The sequence below is a fragment of the Paenarthrobacter sp. TYUT067 genome (genome assembly GCF_023656375.1).
Classification (GTDB): domain Bacteria; phylum Actinomycetota; class Actinomycetes; order Actinomycetales; family Micrococcaceae; genus Arthrobacter.
Genome location: NZ_JAMOIT010000014.1, coordinates 49,757 through 65,639 on the forward strand (window position 1 = coordinate 49,757; position 15,883 = coordinate 65,639).

Here is a 15,883-nt window from a genome sequence, read left to right on the forward strand (position 1 = left end):
CAGTTCAGTGATGCCTCTTGACTATGATCGAACAATGACCTCCTCCAGCTACCTCCGTTTCCCGCATGTGCACGGCGATCTGGTCACCTTCGTGGCCGAAGACGACATCTGGATCGCACCCCTTTCAGGCGGCCGCGCCTGGCGGATTTCCTCCCAGCAACTGCCAGCCAGGAACCCCAGGTTTACTCCGGACGGCAAGAAGCTGGTGTGGACCACTGTTGTGGGTACGTCACCGGAGGTGGTCACCGCAAACGTCGACGGCGGCGGGTACAGGCAGTTGTCGTACTTCGGGCACAGCACTACGAAGGTTAAGGGATTCACACCGGCAGGGAATGTGGTGGTGACGAGCGCCTTCCAACAGGCCGAAAGCCGCCACACGCACGCTTACAGCCTCCCGCTGGACGGCGGCGCCGCCGTCGAGCTTCCTTTCGGCCCGGTGGAGGCTGTTGCCTTCGGACCCGAAATTGGTGACGAGAAGCCTGTTGTCCTGGCAAGCGTGCTTTCACGCGAGCCCGCTTGGTGGAAGCGCTACCGTGGTGGCACAGCCGGGAAGCTCTGGATCGACGCTGACGGTAACGGCGAGTTTGAGCGGTTGGTGAAGGAGCTCGACGGGAACCTCACCGACCCCCTGTGGATTCAAGGGCGGATTGCGTTTCTTTCGGACCACGAGGGATATGGAAACCTCTACTCGGTGCTTCCGGATGGTTCCGACCTGCGCCGCCACACGGACCATGAGGACTTCTACGTTCGGCACGCCAGCACGGATGGCACCAAGGTGGTCTTTGAATCGGCAGGCGAGCTTTGGATGTTGCCGTCGTTGGATGCAGAAGCAGAGCCCGTCAAAGTGGACGTCACCCTTGGCTCGGCATCACCGGGTCGCCGCCCCGCGCCGCTGAAGACTTCCGCCCACTTGGGGGACGTCTTCCCCAACTTCACCGGAACTGCCAGCGCCGTGGAATCGCACGGCACCATCCACTGGCTTCGTCACAAGGACGGACCCTCGCGGGTAATTGAGGCAACCCCGGGAGTCCGCGCCCGGCTTCCCCGGCCTCTTACGGATGGACGGATAGCGTACGTCGCAGACCACGGGGGAGTGGAAGCGTTGTACATCAAGCGCATCGCCGCCCGCCTGGCTGCTGTGGTGGAGGTTCCCGCACCCACTACCGAACAAGCCGCCCCTGCTGCAGAAGAGTCAGCACCTCTGCCAAAGCCCGTTGCCGCATCCAATGTGTTGGGGCACGCAAACGCCCAGGCGGTGAAGCAGCCCGCACAGGCATCGGCCGAGCAAACACACTCCGGAACGGCTGAGGCAAGCAACGTTGTACCATCCCCGGACACCGCGGGCGGTACCGCGGCCAACGAGGCTCCCGTGGCATCGGAAGACTCTGCGGATCTTCGGGTTGAATTCCCTGCCCCTACGCGGACGAGCGCGCTGGAAGCCAGCCCGGATGGACGCTGGATAGCTGTCGGCACGTCCTTCGGCGACGTCTTTATTGCCGATACCGCTGCAGGAACATTGGTGCGGCTTGTCAGCGTTGGTGAAGGCAGCATTGATCAATTCTCGTGGTCCAGCGACTCCCAGTGGCTTGCCTGGTCCGAGCCGGTGACGTCCTTCGGTTCGCGGAGCAAGCTTCGGATTGCCCGGCCGGCAGAGCCTGGTGCAGGCATCATCGATGTCACGGACGGGCGCTTCCGTGACGAGTCTCCCAGGTTCACCCCGGACGGAAAGTTCCTGGCATTCCTGTCCAACAGGAGCTTCGACCCCGTGTACGACGGTCACTCCTTCGACCTCTCCTTCCCGAGTCCCATCAAGCCGTATATGGTGGCTTTGGCCGCGGATACGCCGTCGCCCTTTGGCCCTTCCGTAGACACGCTTGAGGACGCCTCGGCTACCGCGGTCCCGTCCGATAAGGACAAGACCGACGACGGCGAAGCTGCCGCCGTGCGCGTGGACCCGGACGGGCTCGCCCACAGAGTGATTGCTGTGCCGGTACCTCAAGGGAACTACTCCGAGCTGGGTGTTGGCGAGGGTGCCCTGTTGTGGCTCGACACCGAACTTTCGGGAGTCATGGGCGATGGTCGGGGAACCCTCCAAGACAAAAAGTCGGCGCCGTCCCTGGTCCGTTACGACCTCGCCAAGCGCAAGCCGGTCACGCTCGTCAAGGCAGTGGACAGCTACCGGCTGTCGGGTGACCTGAGCCGGATCGTTTACGTGCTGGACAAGCAGGTTACGTCCGTTCCTGCTGAGAACAAGGTGGAAGAGGACTCTGCCGATCTTGTCAAGGTGGAGCTCAACAGGGTTCGGGCCATCATAGACCCGGTGGCGGCGTGGGGACAGGCGTTCGACGAGGCCTGGCGGCTGCAAAGGGACTTCTTCTGGACCGCCGACATGGCGGGCCAGGATTGGGACTCCGTGTACAAGCGCTACCGTCCGATCGTGGACAGGCTCGGATCCCACGATGACCTGGTGGACCTTCTGTGGGAGATTCATGGTGAGCTGGGCACATCACATGCCTACGTCAAACCGACGGCTGTCACTGAGCCCGGGCGAAACGGCCAGGGCAGGCTTGGAGCAGAGTTCCAACTCGGTGCCAAGGGGTGGGAAATCACCAGGATCCTCGCCGGAGAGTCCTCCGACCCGCTGGCCACCTCCCCCCTGACTCGTCCCGGGGTGGATGCCAAGGTGGGCGACGTCCTTATGGCGATTGACGGCGTCGAGCTTTCGGCGGCCCTAACCCCGGCGATGCAGTTGGTGGGTTCGGCGGGTAGGACTGTTGAGCTGACGCTCCTCAATGGTGATGGCCATGGAGGAGCTGCCGGTGCCCAGCGACGCGTTGCAGTGGTTCCCGTCCGTGATGAGGAGCGGCTGCGATACCAGGATTGGGTCAGGGCCAACCGGCGTACAGTCCGTGAGGCCTCGGACGGAACATTCGGCTACCTGCATGTCCCGGACATGATGGCCAACGGCTGGGCGCAGCTCCACCGCGATCTCGACACGGAGACGGCCTTGGACGGCCTCATTGTGGATGTGCGGCGTAACCGCGGAGGACACACTTCCCAGCTGGTAGCCGAACTGATCGGGCGCAAGGTCACGGGGTGGAGTATGCCGCGCGGTGAAAAGCCTCGGACCTACCCGCACCATGCGCCGCGCGGACCCGTGATCATCCTCGCCGATGAATTTGCCGGATCCGACGGTGACATCATCACCCAAGTATCCAAGCTGCGGGGCATAGGCCCCGTCATTGGTACGCGGACGTGGGGTGGCGTGGTGGGCATCGACAACCGCTTCTCACTCGCCGATGGAACCGGTGTTACCCAGCCAAGATACGCCACGTGGTTCAGTGGCGGGATCGGTTGGGACGTCGAAAACCGTGGTGTGGAGCCGGACATTGAGGTACTGTTCCCGCCGCATGCGTATGCGGCCGGGACGGATCCCCAGTTGGAATACGGAATCGGTGCACTTAAGGAAATGATCCAGGAACTGCCCACCGACCGTCCTCCGTTGCGTGAGGGCTACCGAAAGCTCCGGCCGGCACCGCTGCCGTCACGTCCCCGGAAGGGCTGATAGGCAACCAGGCGCAGAAGAGCCCCGCCGCTTCCCTGAGGGGGAGCGACGGGGCTCTTCCTGGTTTTCGCGCGATGCTGTTCGGTGCTACGCCGTGAGGGTGGCATCCAAGGTGATCTCGATGCTGGCCAGAGCGCCGGAAACGGGGCAGCCGGTCTTCGCGTCTTCGGAGATGCGACGGAAGTCTTCCTCGGAGAGGCCGGGAACCTTTGCGGTCATGGTCAAGTGGCTTCCCGTGATGCCGGTGCCGGGAACAAACGTGACGTCAGCCTTGGTGTTCACTTCCTCTGCGGTGAAACCTTCGCCGGCCAAAGCGTGGCTGAAGGCCATGGAGAAGCATGCGGAGTGGGCAGCGGCAATCAGCTCTTCGGGACTCGTCTTGCCGCCGGACTGCTCGGTGCGCGCCTTCCAAGTGACATCGAACGTGCCCAGACCCGAGCTATCCAGAGTTGTGTTGCCGGCGCCCTCGATCAGGGTTCCGTTCCAAACCGTGTGTGCGGTGCGTGTTGCTGCCATGTCCACTCCTTGGGATCGTTGTGAGTCGGCAACCAGCCTTTGGCAGGTGCCACCGGGATCAATCCTATGGATTTGCCCGCCGGACCGCACGGGCATTCTGCTGACGGTGGATTGTGACCCCCGGACTGGCGTCATGGATACCTAACAACTGACACAGTCCGGCCGGCACAGGGGCCCCGGAAGTTTTGTGTAGCCCGGGCCTAGTTCCAGAGGGTGGCGATGGCGATGTTGATCAAGGCCAAACCGCCTACGCCATGTGCCAGTCCGGTGGACACAGGCTCGCCGTTCTTGACCTTGCGGGCTCCTATGACGGCGAGGACGGCGACGGCAACGCCGATGGCAAACTTGATGCCAAGCTTGAAGTAGCTGGGGTCGGCGTCCGGCAGCAGGGGAATCACACCCATCATGGCGATGCCCGTGAGCAGCTGAAGGAAGGCGCCGTCACGCTGGCGCGGGTGGACGGTGGGGGTCTTGAGAGTGGCGATCCAGTAGCCCACGATCATGGCCGCGCCGACGATGTGCAAGAACACCAGAATGCTGAAGAGAATACTCATGGCCCCAGCTTATCCAGTTGGTTCTACGTCCCGTAGCAAAGCCACGCGGACGCCGTCAGGTGCATCGAAAGCAGAAGGGCAGGTTACCGGTTGTCCCGGTAACCTGCCCTTCTGATTCTTACAAACGCTGCTTAGTTCAGCACGGTCTTAGAGGCCGAGGTCTGCTTCGAAAGCACCGTCTTCAAGGCGGGCCTTGAGGGTTTGCAGGAAGCGTCCGGCATCCGCACCGTCCACCAGGCGGTGGTCGTACGTGAGGGACAGGTACATCATGGAGCGGATGGCGATGGAGTCGTCGCCGTTTTCGTCGGCAACCACGACGGCGCGCTTGACGATCGCGCCGGTTCCGAGGATGCCTACCTGTGGCTGGTTGATGATGGGGGTATCAAACAGTGCACCAACGGAACCGATGTTGGTGATGCTGAAGGTGCCACCGGAGAGCTCGTCCGGGCCGATCTTGCCATCGCGGGTACGGCCTGCGACGTCGGCGATCTTGCTGGCCAGGCCGGCAAGGTTGAGGTTACCGGCGTCGGAAATGACGGGAACCAAAAGGCCCTTGTCTGTGTCCACGGCGATCGCCAGGTGCTCGGCGTTGTGGTAGGTGATTTCCTGCTTGGACTCATCGTAAGCAGCGTTCAGCTTCGGGTGCTGCTTCAGGGCCTCGGCCACTGCCTTGGCGATGAAGGGCAGGAACGTCAGCTTGACGCCATTCTGGGCCTGGAAGGAGTTCTTGGCCTTGAGCCGGAGCTTGGCGATCTTGGTCATGTCGACCTCGTGCACCTGGGTCAGCTGAGTGGAGACCTCAAGGGACTCGCGCATGCGGCGGGCAATAACCTGGCGGATACGCGGGGCCTTCTCAGTGGTGCCTCGCAGGGAGGAGGCAACCACGGGGGCAGCGGCCTTCGCGGCCGGAGCTGCAGCGGGGGCAGCTGCAGCGGGAGCTGCGGCTGCTTGCTTCGCTTCGGCGGCAGCCAGGACGTCCTGCTTGCGGATGCGGCCACCGACGCCGGTGCCGGAGACCGATGCGATGTCTACACCGTGCTGGTTGGCAAGCTTGCGAACCAGCGGAGTGACGTAACCGGATTCCGAAGAACCTTCTGCCGGAGCAGCCTGAGCAGATGCAGCGGCAGGGGCTGCCGGTGCCGGGGCGGCTGCGGGTGCCGCCGGAGCAGCGGCAGGTGCTGCGGGTGCCGGGGCGGCAGCGGGTGCTGCGGGTGCCGGGGCGGCAGCGGGTGCTGCGGGTGCCGGGGCGGCTGCGGGTGCAGCCGGGGCCTCAGCGGCGGGCGCGGCAGACGGTGCGGGAGCCGAAGCGGGGGCAGCGCCGGAGCCGATGACGGCAAGGACGGAGCCAACCTCTGCTGTCTCATCCTCGCTGACGCGGATTTCCTGCAGGGTGCCGGCAACGGGGGACGGGATCTCGGTGTCTACCTTGTCGGTGGAAACCTCGAGGAGGGGCTCGTCCACCTCAACGGTGTCGCCTACGGCCTTCAGCCAACGGGTGACGGTACCTTCGGTGACACTCTCGCCCAATGCGGGGAGGGTGACTTCGTGGCCTTCGCCGGAAGCCGCGGGGGCTTCAGCGGCCGGGGCCTCTTCAGCGGCAGGAGCGGCGGGAGCTTCTTCTGCCGGTGCAGCCTGCTCAGCCGGGGCTTCCTCAGCCGGTGCAGCCTCGGCTGCAGGAGCGGCCGAACCGGAGCCGTCGCCGATGCGGACCAAGGGGGCGCCTACTTCGGCCGTCTCGTCTTCAGCGACGAGGATTTCTTCGATGACGCCAGAGATCGGAGAAGGGATTTCGGTGTCTACTTTGTCGGTTGAAACCTCGAGCAACGGCTCGTCGATCTCCACCCGGTCACCAACCTGCTTGAGCCAGCGGGTGACGGTTCCTTCGGTGACACTCTCACCGAGGGCGGGCAAGTTAACGGATTCAGACATGTCGTCCCCGTTCTCCTTATTGATCTTTGTGCGGATGAATTCTGCTGGTCCGGGTCAGGTGCATGCGGCATATTGCGCTGCATGCACCTGACCCGCGGGTCTTGGTAAGACTTAGCCGTGGAGAGCTTTGCCCGCGAGGGCAAGGTGGGCTTCGCCCAGGCTTTCGTTCTGGGTGGGGTGGGCGTGGACCAACTGTGCCACGTCCTCCGGGTAGGCTTCCCAGTTCACGATCAGCTGGGCTTCACCGATCTGCTCGCCCATGCGGGAGCCGATCATGTGGATGCCCACAACGGGGCCATCTTTCTGGCGTACGAGCTTGACAATGCCGCCGGTCCCGAGGATGGAGCTCTTGCCGTTGCCGGCCAGGTTGTATTCCTGGGTCTGGACCTGGTCGTCGCCGAACTTTTCCTTGGCGGCCTTCTCGGTGTAACCGACTGTGGCAATTTCGGGCTCGCAGTAGGTGACCTTGGGGATGTTGATGTCCTCGACGATTGCCGGGTTCAGGCCGGCGATTTCCTCGGCGACGAAGATACCCTGCTGGTAGCCACGGTGCGCGAGCTGAACACCGGGGACGATGTCGCCAACGGCGTAGATGTTGCCGACGCCAGTGTGGAGGCGTTCGTTGGTGATGACGAAGCCGCGGTCGATGGTGATGCCGGCCTCTTCGTAGCCGAGGTTGGCGGTGACGGGACCACGGCCGACGGCAACCAGGAGGAGGTCGGCTTCGAACGTTTGGCCGTCAACCAAGGTGACCTTGACGCCGTCGTCGTTCTGCTCGACACCCTTGAAGAAGATGCCGGTGGTGAACTTAATGCCGCGCTTCTTGAAAGCACGCTCAAGGTTCTTGACGATCGAGGCGTCCTCGTTGGGGACCAAGGAGGGGAGGCCTTCGATGATGGTGACATCCACGCCGAAGGACTTCCAGACGGAAGCGAATTCGACTCCGATGACGCCGCCGCCCAGAACGATGGCGCTCTTGGGGATGTAGTCCATGGTGAGGGCCTGGTCGGAGGTGATGACCTTGCCGCCGATTTCAAGGCCGGGCAGCGAACGGGAGTATGACCCCGTGGCCAGGACGATGTTCTTGCCCGAGTAGGAGGTGCCGTTCACGACGACTGTGTTGTTGCCCTGGAGCTTGCCTTCACCCTCAATGACGGTGATGCCCTTGGACTTGATGAGTCCCTGGAGGCCCTTGAACTTACCGGCAATGATGCCGTCCTTGTACGCGTTCACGGCCGACATGTCGATGCTGTCGAGCGTGACGTTCACGCCGTACTTGGCGGAATCGCGTGCATGGTCGGCAAGTTCGGCCGAGTGCAGGAGTGCCTTGGTGGGAATGCAACCGTTGTGCAGGCAGGTTCCGCCGAGCTTTGCCTTTTCCACAAGGCCAACGGTGAACCCAAGCTGAACGGCCCGCAGGGCAGTGGCGTAGCCGCCGCTGCCGCCACCGAGTACCAGGATGTCGAATTCTTGCGCAGTTGCCTGATCGGCCACTAAAACGCTCCCTCGCGTGAATGATGACACGGGACTGCGTGCCATCTGGTCTTTGGAACTTGTTCTGCCGTGATTATGCCAGCACCTAAGTTCTCTTGCATTTGTGACTATCGAGTTCACCTTAGCGAACCACCTACCCATGCTCCACCCTCTGCGGGCGTTTTGGGGAGCGCTTGTGTCCAGACTCACGTTCACTTGTGACACAGCGCTACACCCCGCATAATTCCGGGGTTGCGCGGCCCTCGCCGGGGATCAGGCAGGGGCTCGCGCAAACCGGAGGTGCAGAGGGGTGCTATGCGGAGGCGGCCAGGAGATCCTCGGCGTAGGCAACCAGGGTGCGAACAGTGCATCCGGTACCCTGCTTGGGCGTGTAACCGTAGGGGGCTCCGTTGTTGAACGACGGTCCCGCGATGTCCACGTGGGCCCACGGGATCTGCTGGCCGGCGTCGTTCTTTCCCACGAATTCGCGGAGGAAGACCGCTGCTGTCATCATGCCGCCGTTGCGCTCACCGATGTTCGCAAGGTCGGCCACCTGGGAGTCCAGGCTGGGGCGAAGCTCCTCAGGCAGGGGCATGGGCCACACGAGTTCCCCGGCACGGTCCGCGGCACTCTTCAAGGCAGCAGTTACCGAGTCGGAACCCATGACGCCTGCAGTCCGCAGGCCCAGGGCGATCAGCTGCGCACCTGTAAGGGTAGCTACGTCGATGATGGCATCCGGCTTCTCCAGGCTGGCAGCGACGATGCCGTCAGCCATCACCAGGCGCCCTTCAGCATCCGTGTTCAGAACTTCAACTGTCTTGCCGCCGTAGATGGTGAACACGTCAGCGGGACGGGCTGCAGCGCCCGAGGGCATGTTCTCCGCGATGCAGAGCCAGGCGGTCGCCTTGAGGGGAAGCCCGAGCGATGCGATGGCCAGGACGGTGTTAAGTACGACGGCGGCACCGGCCATGTCGCTCTTCATGTCGCCCATGCCGAGGGCAGGCTTGATGGAAATGCCACCCGTGTCGAATGTGATGCCCTTGCCGACGAGGGCAATCTTCTTCGTGGCCTTCGCGGGGGCGTATTCGACTTTGACGAGGCGCGGCTGGCGGGTGGAGCCCTTGCCAACGCCGAGAATACCCCCGAAGCCTTCCTTTTCCAGGCGCTTTTCGTCCCAGACTGTGATCTTGACCGGCAGGCCCTTTGCCAGTTCCTTAGCGGACTCCGCAAAAGACTCGGGGAACAGGTGGCTCGGCGGTTGGTTGACCAACGTGCGGGTTGAGTTGACGGCACGAGCAAGCACAATGGCCCGGTCCAGCGCCGGCTGGGCGGACTTGGCATCGACATCCGTGAAAATCAGTGCCTTGGCCACGGGGGCCTTCAGCCCATCCTTGCTGGAACGGTGCTCCGTATAGGAGTACGCACCCAAGGCAGCTCCTTCGGCGACAGCCGTGACATCGGCAAGTGTCGCCGTCGGGAACGCCAAGGTCACCGAAGCGGTACCGGCGAGCTGGCGCACGGCGGATCCCGCAGCGCGTCGCAGGGCTTCTTCGCTCAGGCCGCCGTCATCGGAGAGCTTTCCTACTCCTGCAAGGACAAGAATCCCTGAGCCCGTCTCCGGCAGGCCTGGAAGCCGGTGTGCCTGATCGGCAGCGCCGGTGATCCCCAAAAGCTGCAGTGATCCTGCAACGGACTCCGCGGCTTTAGCGCTCAGCGGGTTGGACAGTAGTACCGGTCCGTCCGAGCCTTGGGCAACGCCAATCACAAGTGCGTCGCTAGGGGACTTTTTCAGGTCCTTGGCGATGATGCCCAGGATGATGTCAGTAGTCTTGACCACGAGGATGTGTCCTCACTTCTCTCTGCATTGCATGGCGGGGCCACATGTTTGGCGGCCCGCCCCGGTACGCGCCCGACGTCTTCTACGACGGCGGCCTTGGTCTTCGGGCCCAACGTCGCACAGGACGTCGGCCCGCTTCGATCGTAGTCTCTGGAAGGCCGCGGACAGCAATTAAATGAGAGCTGCGGCACATCGGGGGCAGGAATGCCTGTTGACCGTGCAGCGTTGTATGGAATAGCTCCAGAATTTTATATCTTTGCGAAAGGAACACGCCGTGTTTGAACGTATATCCGGCTCTCTCCTGGACCCCGAATCGCTGTATGCGCGAAACATTGAGACCTTTTACAGCCCTGAGCTCCGCGGGCTGAATATGGTCATGGGATTCACGGGTTTTGCCGATGCCGGTCAGGTAGTTCGGCAGATCAACGCGGAACTTCTGGATGAACTGGACGCTGAGGTGGTGGCCATGTTCGACGCCGACCAACTCATCGACTACCGCTCGCGGCGGCCGCACATCAGCTTTGTGGAAGACCATCTGCAGGACTACCAGGCACCAAAGCTCGGCCTGTACAAGCTAAACGACGGTCTCGGCCAACCCTTCCTCTTGCTTGCCGGCTTCGAGCCCGACCTGCAGTGGGAGCGCTTCTCGCGCGCGGTCGTCGGAATCGTGGAAGAGCTGGACATCAACCTGGTGACCTGGATCCATTCCATCCCCATGCCCGTTCCGCACACGCGGCCTGTCGGGGTGACGGTCCACGGCAACATGCCCGACCTCATTGAGGGAATATCGAGTTGGAAGCCCACCGTAGATGTTCCTGCCGCCATTGGGCACATCCTGGAACTCCGGCTCACCGAAGCGGAGCGCAACGTAGCCGGCTACGTTATCCACGTCCCGCATTACCTTTCCGAAGCTGAGTACCCGCCGGCCGCAGTCGCCGGCTTGGAATACCTGGGGGCGGCAACGTCCCTCATGCTGCCGACGGACAGGCTCCGGGAAGCCGGCCGTGAAGTGGGCCGCCAGATCGCCGAACAGATCGAAGCTTCCGAGGAAGTGCAGGCAGTAGTGACCAATCTGGAGACGCGCTACGACGAGAAATCCGAAGGCATTGTCCGCCGATCGCTGCTGGCTGATGAGAATGATGAGCTCCCCAACGCTGAAGACATTGGGGCTGCGGTGGAGGCCTACCTGGCTCGTAAAGACTCGCCTCAATAAATCAGCTTTGAGCCGCCGGCAGGCATAATTGTGGGGTGAATGCTCCCCGTGCCTGGCTGATTTGGACGATCGGCGTATTCGCCTACCTGGTGGCCGTGGCGCAGCGAACCTCGTTTGGCGTCGCAGGCTTGGAGGCCACTGACAGATTCCACGCCAGTGCCTCCGCCATCTCGTTTTTCACGGTGCTGCAACTTCTGGTGTACGCCGGCTTGCAGATTCCCGTGGGCGTCCTGGTGGACAGGTTTGGTTCGCGGGCCATGATTGCCGGTGGTGCCGTGCTCATGGGCTTGGGACAGCTGCAGCTGGCTTTTGCGGACAGTGTTCCCGGGGGCGTGCTGGGCCGGGTCCTGGTGGGGGCAGGGGACGCGATGACCTTTATTTCGGTGATCCGTCTGGTCCCTTTGTGGTTTGCCCCCGCCAAGGTTCCACTGGTCACCCAGCTGACGGGCATGTCTGGTCAGCTTGGTCAGCTCTTCAGTGTTGTGCCGTTCGCGCTGCTTCTCCATACCGCCGGATGGACCCCGGCTTTCCTCACTTTGGCAGCGATGTCAGTGCTGGCAGTGGTACTGGTCCTGGCGGTGCTCCGCGACGCCCCGCCCGGACACCCACCGCGGGAAGCCGGTCAGGGCCTGCGTGCCACCGGCATCTCCCTGTCCCGGGCTTGGAAACAACCCGGAACCCGTCTGGGCCTCTGGAGCCACTTCACCGTTCAGTTCAGCGGGAACCTGTTTGCGATGACCTGGGGGTACCCCTTCCTGTTGTCCGCCCAGGGACTGGATGCTGCAACCGTTTCCGGCCTCATGGCGCTGTTCGTGGCCACCGCAATAGTTGCCGGGCCAGGGTTCGGCCGATTCGTTTCCAAACACCCCATGCGTAGATCCGCCATGGTCCTGCTCATTGCGCTGGGGACGGCCCTGGCCTGGGCTGCTGTGCTCATTCTTCCCGACCGCGCGCCCTTGTGGCTCCTGGTGCTTTTGGTGGTGGTGCTGGCTGTGGGCGGGCCCGGATCCATGATCGGATTCGACTTTGCCCGGACCTTCAATCCCTCGCACCGGATCGGTACAGCCACGGGTATTGTCAACGTCGGCGGCTTCATTGCGGCGCTCATTGCCATCTACCTCATCGGCCTTGCGCTTGACCTTCTGTACGCCAGTGGTTTTTCCGGCGGTGATCTCTACGGTCTCGCGCCGTTCCGCATCGCCCTCAGCGTTCAGTTCGTACTGCTGGGCCTTGGTACGGTGCTCATCCTGGTGACGCGGCGGAAGGTGCGCCGGCAAATGGCAACCCAAGGTATTCACGTGCAGCCGTTGCTGGCTGCCCTTGCCAGGCAGCGCCGGGAACGGATTGAACGACGCCGGGCCGCGCGGCCCGCGTCGAAGGACAACGAGTAGGCCAATCCCTCGCCGGTTTCCTGTGTCGCTTATCCACATAGGCACGATGGTCGCTGTCTCCTCCGGCCGGCGTTGAGCAGGGTGGAACCATGACTTCCAACAGAACGCTCAGCATCCACCAACCCGAAGATATTCTTGGCTACATTCCCCACATGCTGGGTTACTGGCCCGAGGACAGCCTCGTGGCCATCACCATGCAGGGGAAAGTCCTCGGAGCCACGCTTCGCGTGGACCTGCCACGCCTGGGATCCCGGCAGGCCAACAAAGATTTCGCGGACCAGATCCGCAGCTTCCTGATTGCCGACGAGTACGCCAACGGAGTAGTGCTGGCTGTTTACACCGACTCCGGATGGGAAGACGGCATGGTGGTCCGGCAGGCAATTCCCCTGCTCGAAGCGCTGCAGGTGAGCCTTGACGAGGTTGACTTATCGGTTCGGGACGCGTGGATGGTGGGTTCCGAGTACTGGCGAAGCGCCTACTGCACGGACATTGAATGTTGTCCGTTACCGGGATTGTCCGTTGATCGGATCAAGAACAGCAGACTCAGCACAGAACTGGTGTACAGGGGGAGCTTCATAGGGCCTTCGCCCGGAAGCGAGCCTGGAAAATCCCGGACCGCCCGTCCCGGGGCGCTTGATCCTCTGGTGCTGGCCGCTGAGTCACGCTACGGCAAGCAGATCCTTGGTAGATGGAGGAGCGAGTATTGTCTGGACGCCGTGCTTGCCGTGTGGCGCAATGTGTTGAAGCGGGTCGAAGCCGGCCACCCGTTGCAGCCCGGCGCCGATGCACACATCATGGGCTTCCTCAGGGCAACGCTGCGGATCCCGGCGTGGCGGGACGCTGTGGTGGTCATGGCGGCTGCAGGCGTGGAATCTGCGAAGTCCGGCGCGATGGCGTTCGGTCTCTTCGATGACGACGGCAACTACAACGACAACGACACCGACATAAACGGCCGCGACACGCCGTTCGACCCTCAGGAACTGGGAGTGGCGGGCCCGGTTCTCCCTGCTGCCAAGGGTTCATCGGAACGAAATGCCGACGGAGACGTCTTCACCTACGGAGATGTCCTGCTTGGGATGCGACCATCCATGCCGTGCTGGAGCGCCCTCGATGCACTGCAGAAAGTTTTGGCCGCGTTGTGCGTCGAGGCCGAATCGGGCGTCGTGCCTGCAGCAGCACTGACCTTGCAAGGCTGGATCGCATGGTGCAAGGGGCGCGGATCAATTGCCCACGCCTGCCTCAGTGGGGCGGAGGCCGCCCAGCCGGGCTATCGTCTTGCCGAGCTGTTCATGGGTCTGCTGGGACAAGGGACCATTTGCCCGTGGGCGCGAAGTTCCAGCACCGCTTGGCGCGGGGTCCAGGGCACGGTCGCATAGAGGGTTTGAACATTCATCCGAAGTGCGTTTCGCAAAACCGTGAGACAATGGATGCCGAGACCCGGTTGGGTCCGCGTTCGAATGCCTGTATTGGTCCCCTTGCCGGGAACAATACAGTGTCGTTGGGAGTTCTCTATAGAGACTCTGCAGACGGCGATCGCATTTGAAATTGATCGCGGACTTGACAGGGTCATAGTGGTGTTGCCCGTATGGTGATTCCACAGACCGCCGCTAGAAAGGTTTTCTGTGACCCCGTCTTCCGTCGAGAAGGAACCCGCCGCCCAGGCCGAACTGTCCGCTGAGGAAAAGAAGGCGGCAACATCGGCAAAGCGCGCAGCGACACGTGCTGCCAACAAGGCCTCAGAGGGCGACTCTGACAAGCCGGCACCCAAGAAGCGTGGACCCAAGCCAGGTGCGAAGGCCGCCGCTGAGGCCGCGAGCAAGTCCTCAGGCTCCGATGCTGAGGACGCCAGCGGCGAGGATGAAGACTTTGATCCCGCAGCTGCCGAGGAAGTCGAAGTCGGAGACGACGACGTCGAGGACGGCGCCACGGCCACCAAGGACAAGGCTGCGCCGTCCGGAACGGGATTCGTTTACTCGGATGCCGACGACGACGACGCACCGGTCCAGCAGGTCATGTCGGCCGGCGCTACTGCCGACCCCGTCAAGGACTACCTCAAGCAGATCGGCAAGGTCGCGCTGCTGAATGCGGAGCAGGAAGTTGATCTCGCGCTTCGGATCGAGGCCGGCCTCTTTGCTGAGGAAAAGATCAACGCTGACGACGGATCCATGGATCCCAAGCTCAAGCGTGAGCTTGAATTCGTCATCCACGACGGCAAGCGCGCCAAGAACCACCTGCTCGAAGCCAACCTGCGCCTCGTCGTTTCCTTGGCAAAGCGCTATACCGGCCGTGGCATGCTCTTCCTGGACCTGATTCAGGAAGGCAACCTGGGCCTTATCCGTGCAGTGGAGAAGTTCGATTACACCAAGGGCTTCAAGTTCTCCACGTACGCAACCTGGTGGATCCGTCAGGCAATTACCCGCGCCATGGCAGACCAGGCCCGCACCATCCGTATTCCGGTGCACATGGTGGAAGTCATCAACAAGCTGGCCCGCGTACAGCGCCAAATGCTGCAGGACCTCGGCCGTGAACCGACACCTGAAGAGCTCGCACTCGAGCTGGACATGACCCCTGAGAAGGTTGTTGAGGTCCAGAAGTACGGGCGCGAGCCAATTTCACTGCACACCCCGCTGGGTGAAGACGGTGACTCGGAGTTCGGTGACCTCATTGAGGACTCGGAGGCCGTGGTTCCCGCTGACGCCGTCAGCTTCACACTCCTGCAGGAACAGCTGCACTCCGTCCTGGACACGCTGTCCGAGCGCGAGGCCGGAGTTGTGGCGATGCGCTTTGGCCTGACCGACGGCCAGCCGAAGACTTTAGACGAAATCGGCAAGGTCTACGGTGTCACGCGTGAGCGCATCCGCCAGATCGAAAGCAAGACCATGTCCAAGCTGCGGCATCCGTCCCGCTCGCAGGTCCTCCGGGACTACCTGGACTAAACAAGCAGAGTCAGGGAAAGTGGCCCGGCCGGATATCCGGCCGGGCCACTTTTTCTGTACGCCCAGCATGGGCATTCGCTTGGAGGTGTGAGTCCTCTGGAGGAGAAGGTGGGCTGACTTTCCTCGGTGCAACCAGTTATACGCAACAAGGCCCCTCCCGGATGGGAGGAGCCTTGTTATCTGATCAAAAAGGGTTTCCGGTGAGCCGGACTGCCTAGTCGACGGGGACGGGAGCCTTCTCGTTGAGGCGCTCGGTCTCATCGTGCCAGTCGGAAGTCATGGGCCGGAGCGTGGCTTCAACTGCACGGGCATGGTGGCCGCAGAAGAGCAGCTCACCGCCGGAGGACTCGAGTACAACGCGGACGTACGCTTGGGCTCCGCAACGGTCACAGCGATCAGCTGCGTTCAGCGTGCGGTCTGCAACTGCTGTTGTCATGTCGGCCTCCTTAGTAGTTCTGTACATCCATAT

11 protein-coding genes are annotated in these 15,883 nt (G+C 62.6%); 5 read left to right on the forward strand and 6 right to left on the reverse strand.

Annotation, left to right across the window (positions count from 1 at the left end; genetic code table 11):
• The first annotated feature begins 34 nt into the window (after positions 1-34).
• Entirely contained in the window at positions 35-3,565 is a 3,531-nt protein-coding gene (locus tag MOD31_RS13810; protein WP_250820925.1) for a S41 family peptidase, read from the forward strand.
• An 87-nt stretch (positions 3,566-3,652) separates the two neighbouring features.
• On the opposite strand, the gene MOD31_RS13815 is transcribed toward MOD31_RS13810, so the two are convergent.
• From MOD31_RS13815 to MOD31_RS13835, 5 genes are all read right to left on the reverse strand, one after another.
• Positions 3,653-4,081, reverse strand: coding sequence for an OsmC family protein (locus MOD31_RS13815; RefSeq protein WP_142939498.1), 429 nt, complete (start codon positions 4,079-4,081; stop codon positions 3,653-3,655).
• A 200-nt stretch (positions 4,082-4,281) separates the two neighbouring features.
• Positions 4,282-4,635: a hypothetical protein gene (locus tag MOD31_RS13820; protein ID WP_142939497.1), complete on the reverse strand. Its 354-nt coding sequence runs from the start codon at positions 4,633-4,635 to the stop codon at positions 4,282-4,284.
• 147 nt (positions 4,636-4,782) lie between these two features.
• Positions 4,783-6,564, reverse strand: coding sequence for a 2-oxoglutarate dehydrogenase, E2 component, dihydrolipoamide succinyltransferase (gene sucB / locus MOD31_RS13825; RefSeq protein WP_223942302.1), 1,782 nt, complete (start codon positions 6,562-6,564; stop codon positions 4,783-4,785).
• A gap of 111 nt (positions 6,565-6,675) precedes the next feature.
• Positions 6,676-8,058, reverse strand: coding sequence for a dihydrolipoyl dehydrogenase (lpdA, locus tag MOD31_RS13830; RefSeq protein WP_250820926.1), 1,383 nt, complete (start codon positions 8,056-8,058; stop codon positions 6,676-6,678).
• 292 nt (positions 8,059-8,350) lie between these two features.
• A complete protein-coding gene (locus MOD31_RS13835; protein WP_166842757.1) occupies positions 8,351-9,874 on the reverse strand; it encodes a leucyl aminopeptidase in 1,524 nt (507 codons plus the stop codon).
• A gap of 274 nt (positions 9,875-10,148) precedes the next feature.
• Between MOD31_RS13835 and MOD31_RS13840 the strand changes: the two genes are divergently transcribed.
• From MOD31_RS13840 to MOD31_RS13855, 4 genes are all read left to right on the forward strand, one after another.
• The gene (locus tag MOD31_RS13840) at positions 10,149-11,087 is read left to right on the forward strand and encodes a PAC2 family protein (RefSeq protein ID WP_250820927.1); all 939 of its coding nucleotides are present in this window, start codon (positions 10,149-10,151) and stop codon (positions 11,085-11,087) included.
• Between the two features lie 35 nt (positions 11,088-11,122).
• Positions 11,123-12,478, forward strand: coding sequence for an MFS transporter (locus MOD31_RS13845; protein WP_250820928.1), 1,356 nt, complete (start codon positions 11,123-11,125; stop codon positions 12,476-12,478).
• A gap of 89 nt (positions 12,479-12,567) precedes the next feature.
• Positions 12,568-13,854, forward strand: a complete 1,287-nt coding sequence (locus MOD31_RS13850; RefSeq protein WP_250820929.1) for a DUF4192 domain-containing protein — start codon at positions 12,568-12,570, stop codon at positions 13,852-13,854.
• 246 nt (positions 13,855-14,100) lie between these two features.
• Positions 14,101-15,414 (forward strand): RNA polymerase sigma factor, encoded by a 1,314-nt coding sequence (locus tag MOD31_RS13855; RefSeq protein ID WP_142939490.1) that lies wholly within the window; start codon positions 14,101-14,103, stop codon positions 15,412-15,414.
• Between the two features lie 214 nt (positions 15,415-15,628).
• On the opposite strand, the gene MOD31_RS13860 is transcribed toward MOD31_RS13855, so the two are convergent.
• Positions 15,629-15,850, reverse strand: a complete 222-nt coding sequence (locus tag MOD31_RS13860; protein WP_018778705.1) for a hypothetical protein — start codon at positions 15,848-15,850, stop codon at positions 15,629-15,631.
• Positions 15,851-15,883 lie beyond the last annotated feature (33 nt).

Bases quoted from the DNA above. Each gene is read 5' to 3' on its own strand.
- MOD31_RS13810 (WP_250820925.1), top strand. From the start codon at position 35: ATGACCTCCTCCAGCTACCTCCGTTTCCCGCATGTGCACGGCGATCTG.
- MOD31_RS13815 (WP_142939498.1), bottom strand. From the start codon at position 4,081: ATGGCAGCAACACGCACCGCACACACGGTTTGGAACGGAACCCTGATC.
- MOD31_RS13820 (WP_142939497.1), bottom strand. From the start codon at position 4,635: ATGAGTATTCTCTTCAGCATTCTGGTGTTCTTGCACATCGTCGGCGCG.
- sucB (WP_223942302.1), bottom strand. From the start codon at position 6,564: ATGTCTGAATCCGTTAACTTGCCCGCCCTCGGTGAGAGTGTCACCGAA.
- MOD31_RS13850 (WP_250820929.1), top strand. From the start codon at position 12,568: ATGACTTCCAACAGAACGCTCAGCATCCACCAACCCGAAGATATTCTT.
- MOD31_RS13860 (WP_018778705.1), bottom strand. From the start codon at position 15,850: ATGACAACAGCAGTTGCAGACCGCACGCTGAACGCAGCTGATCGCTGT.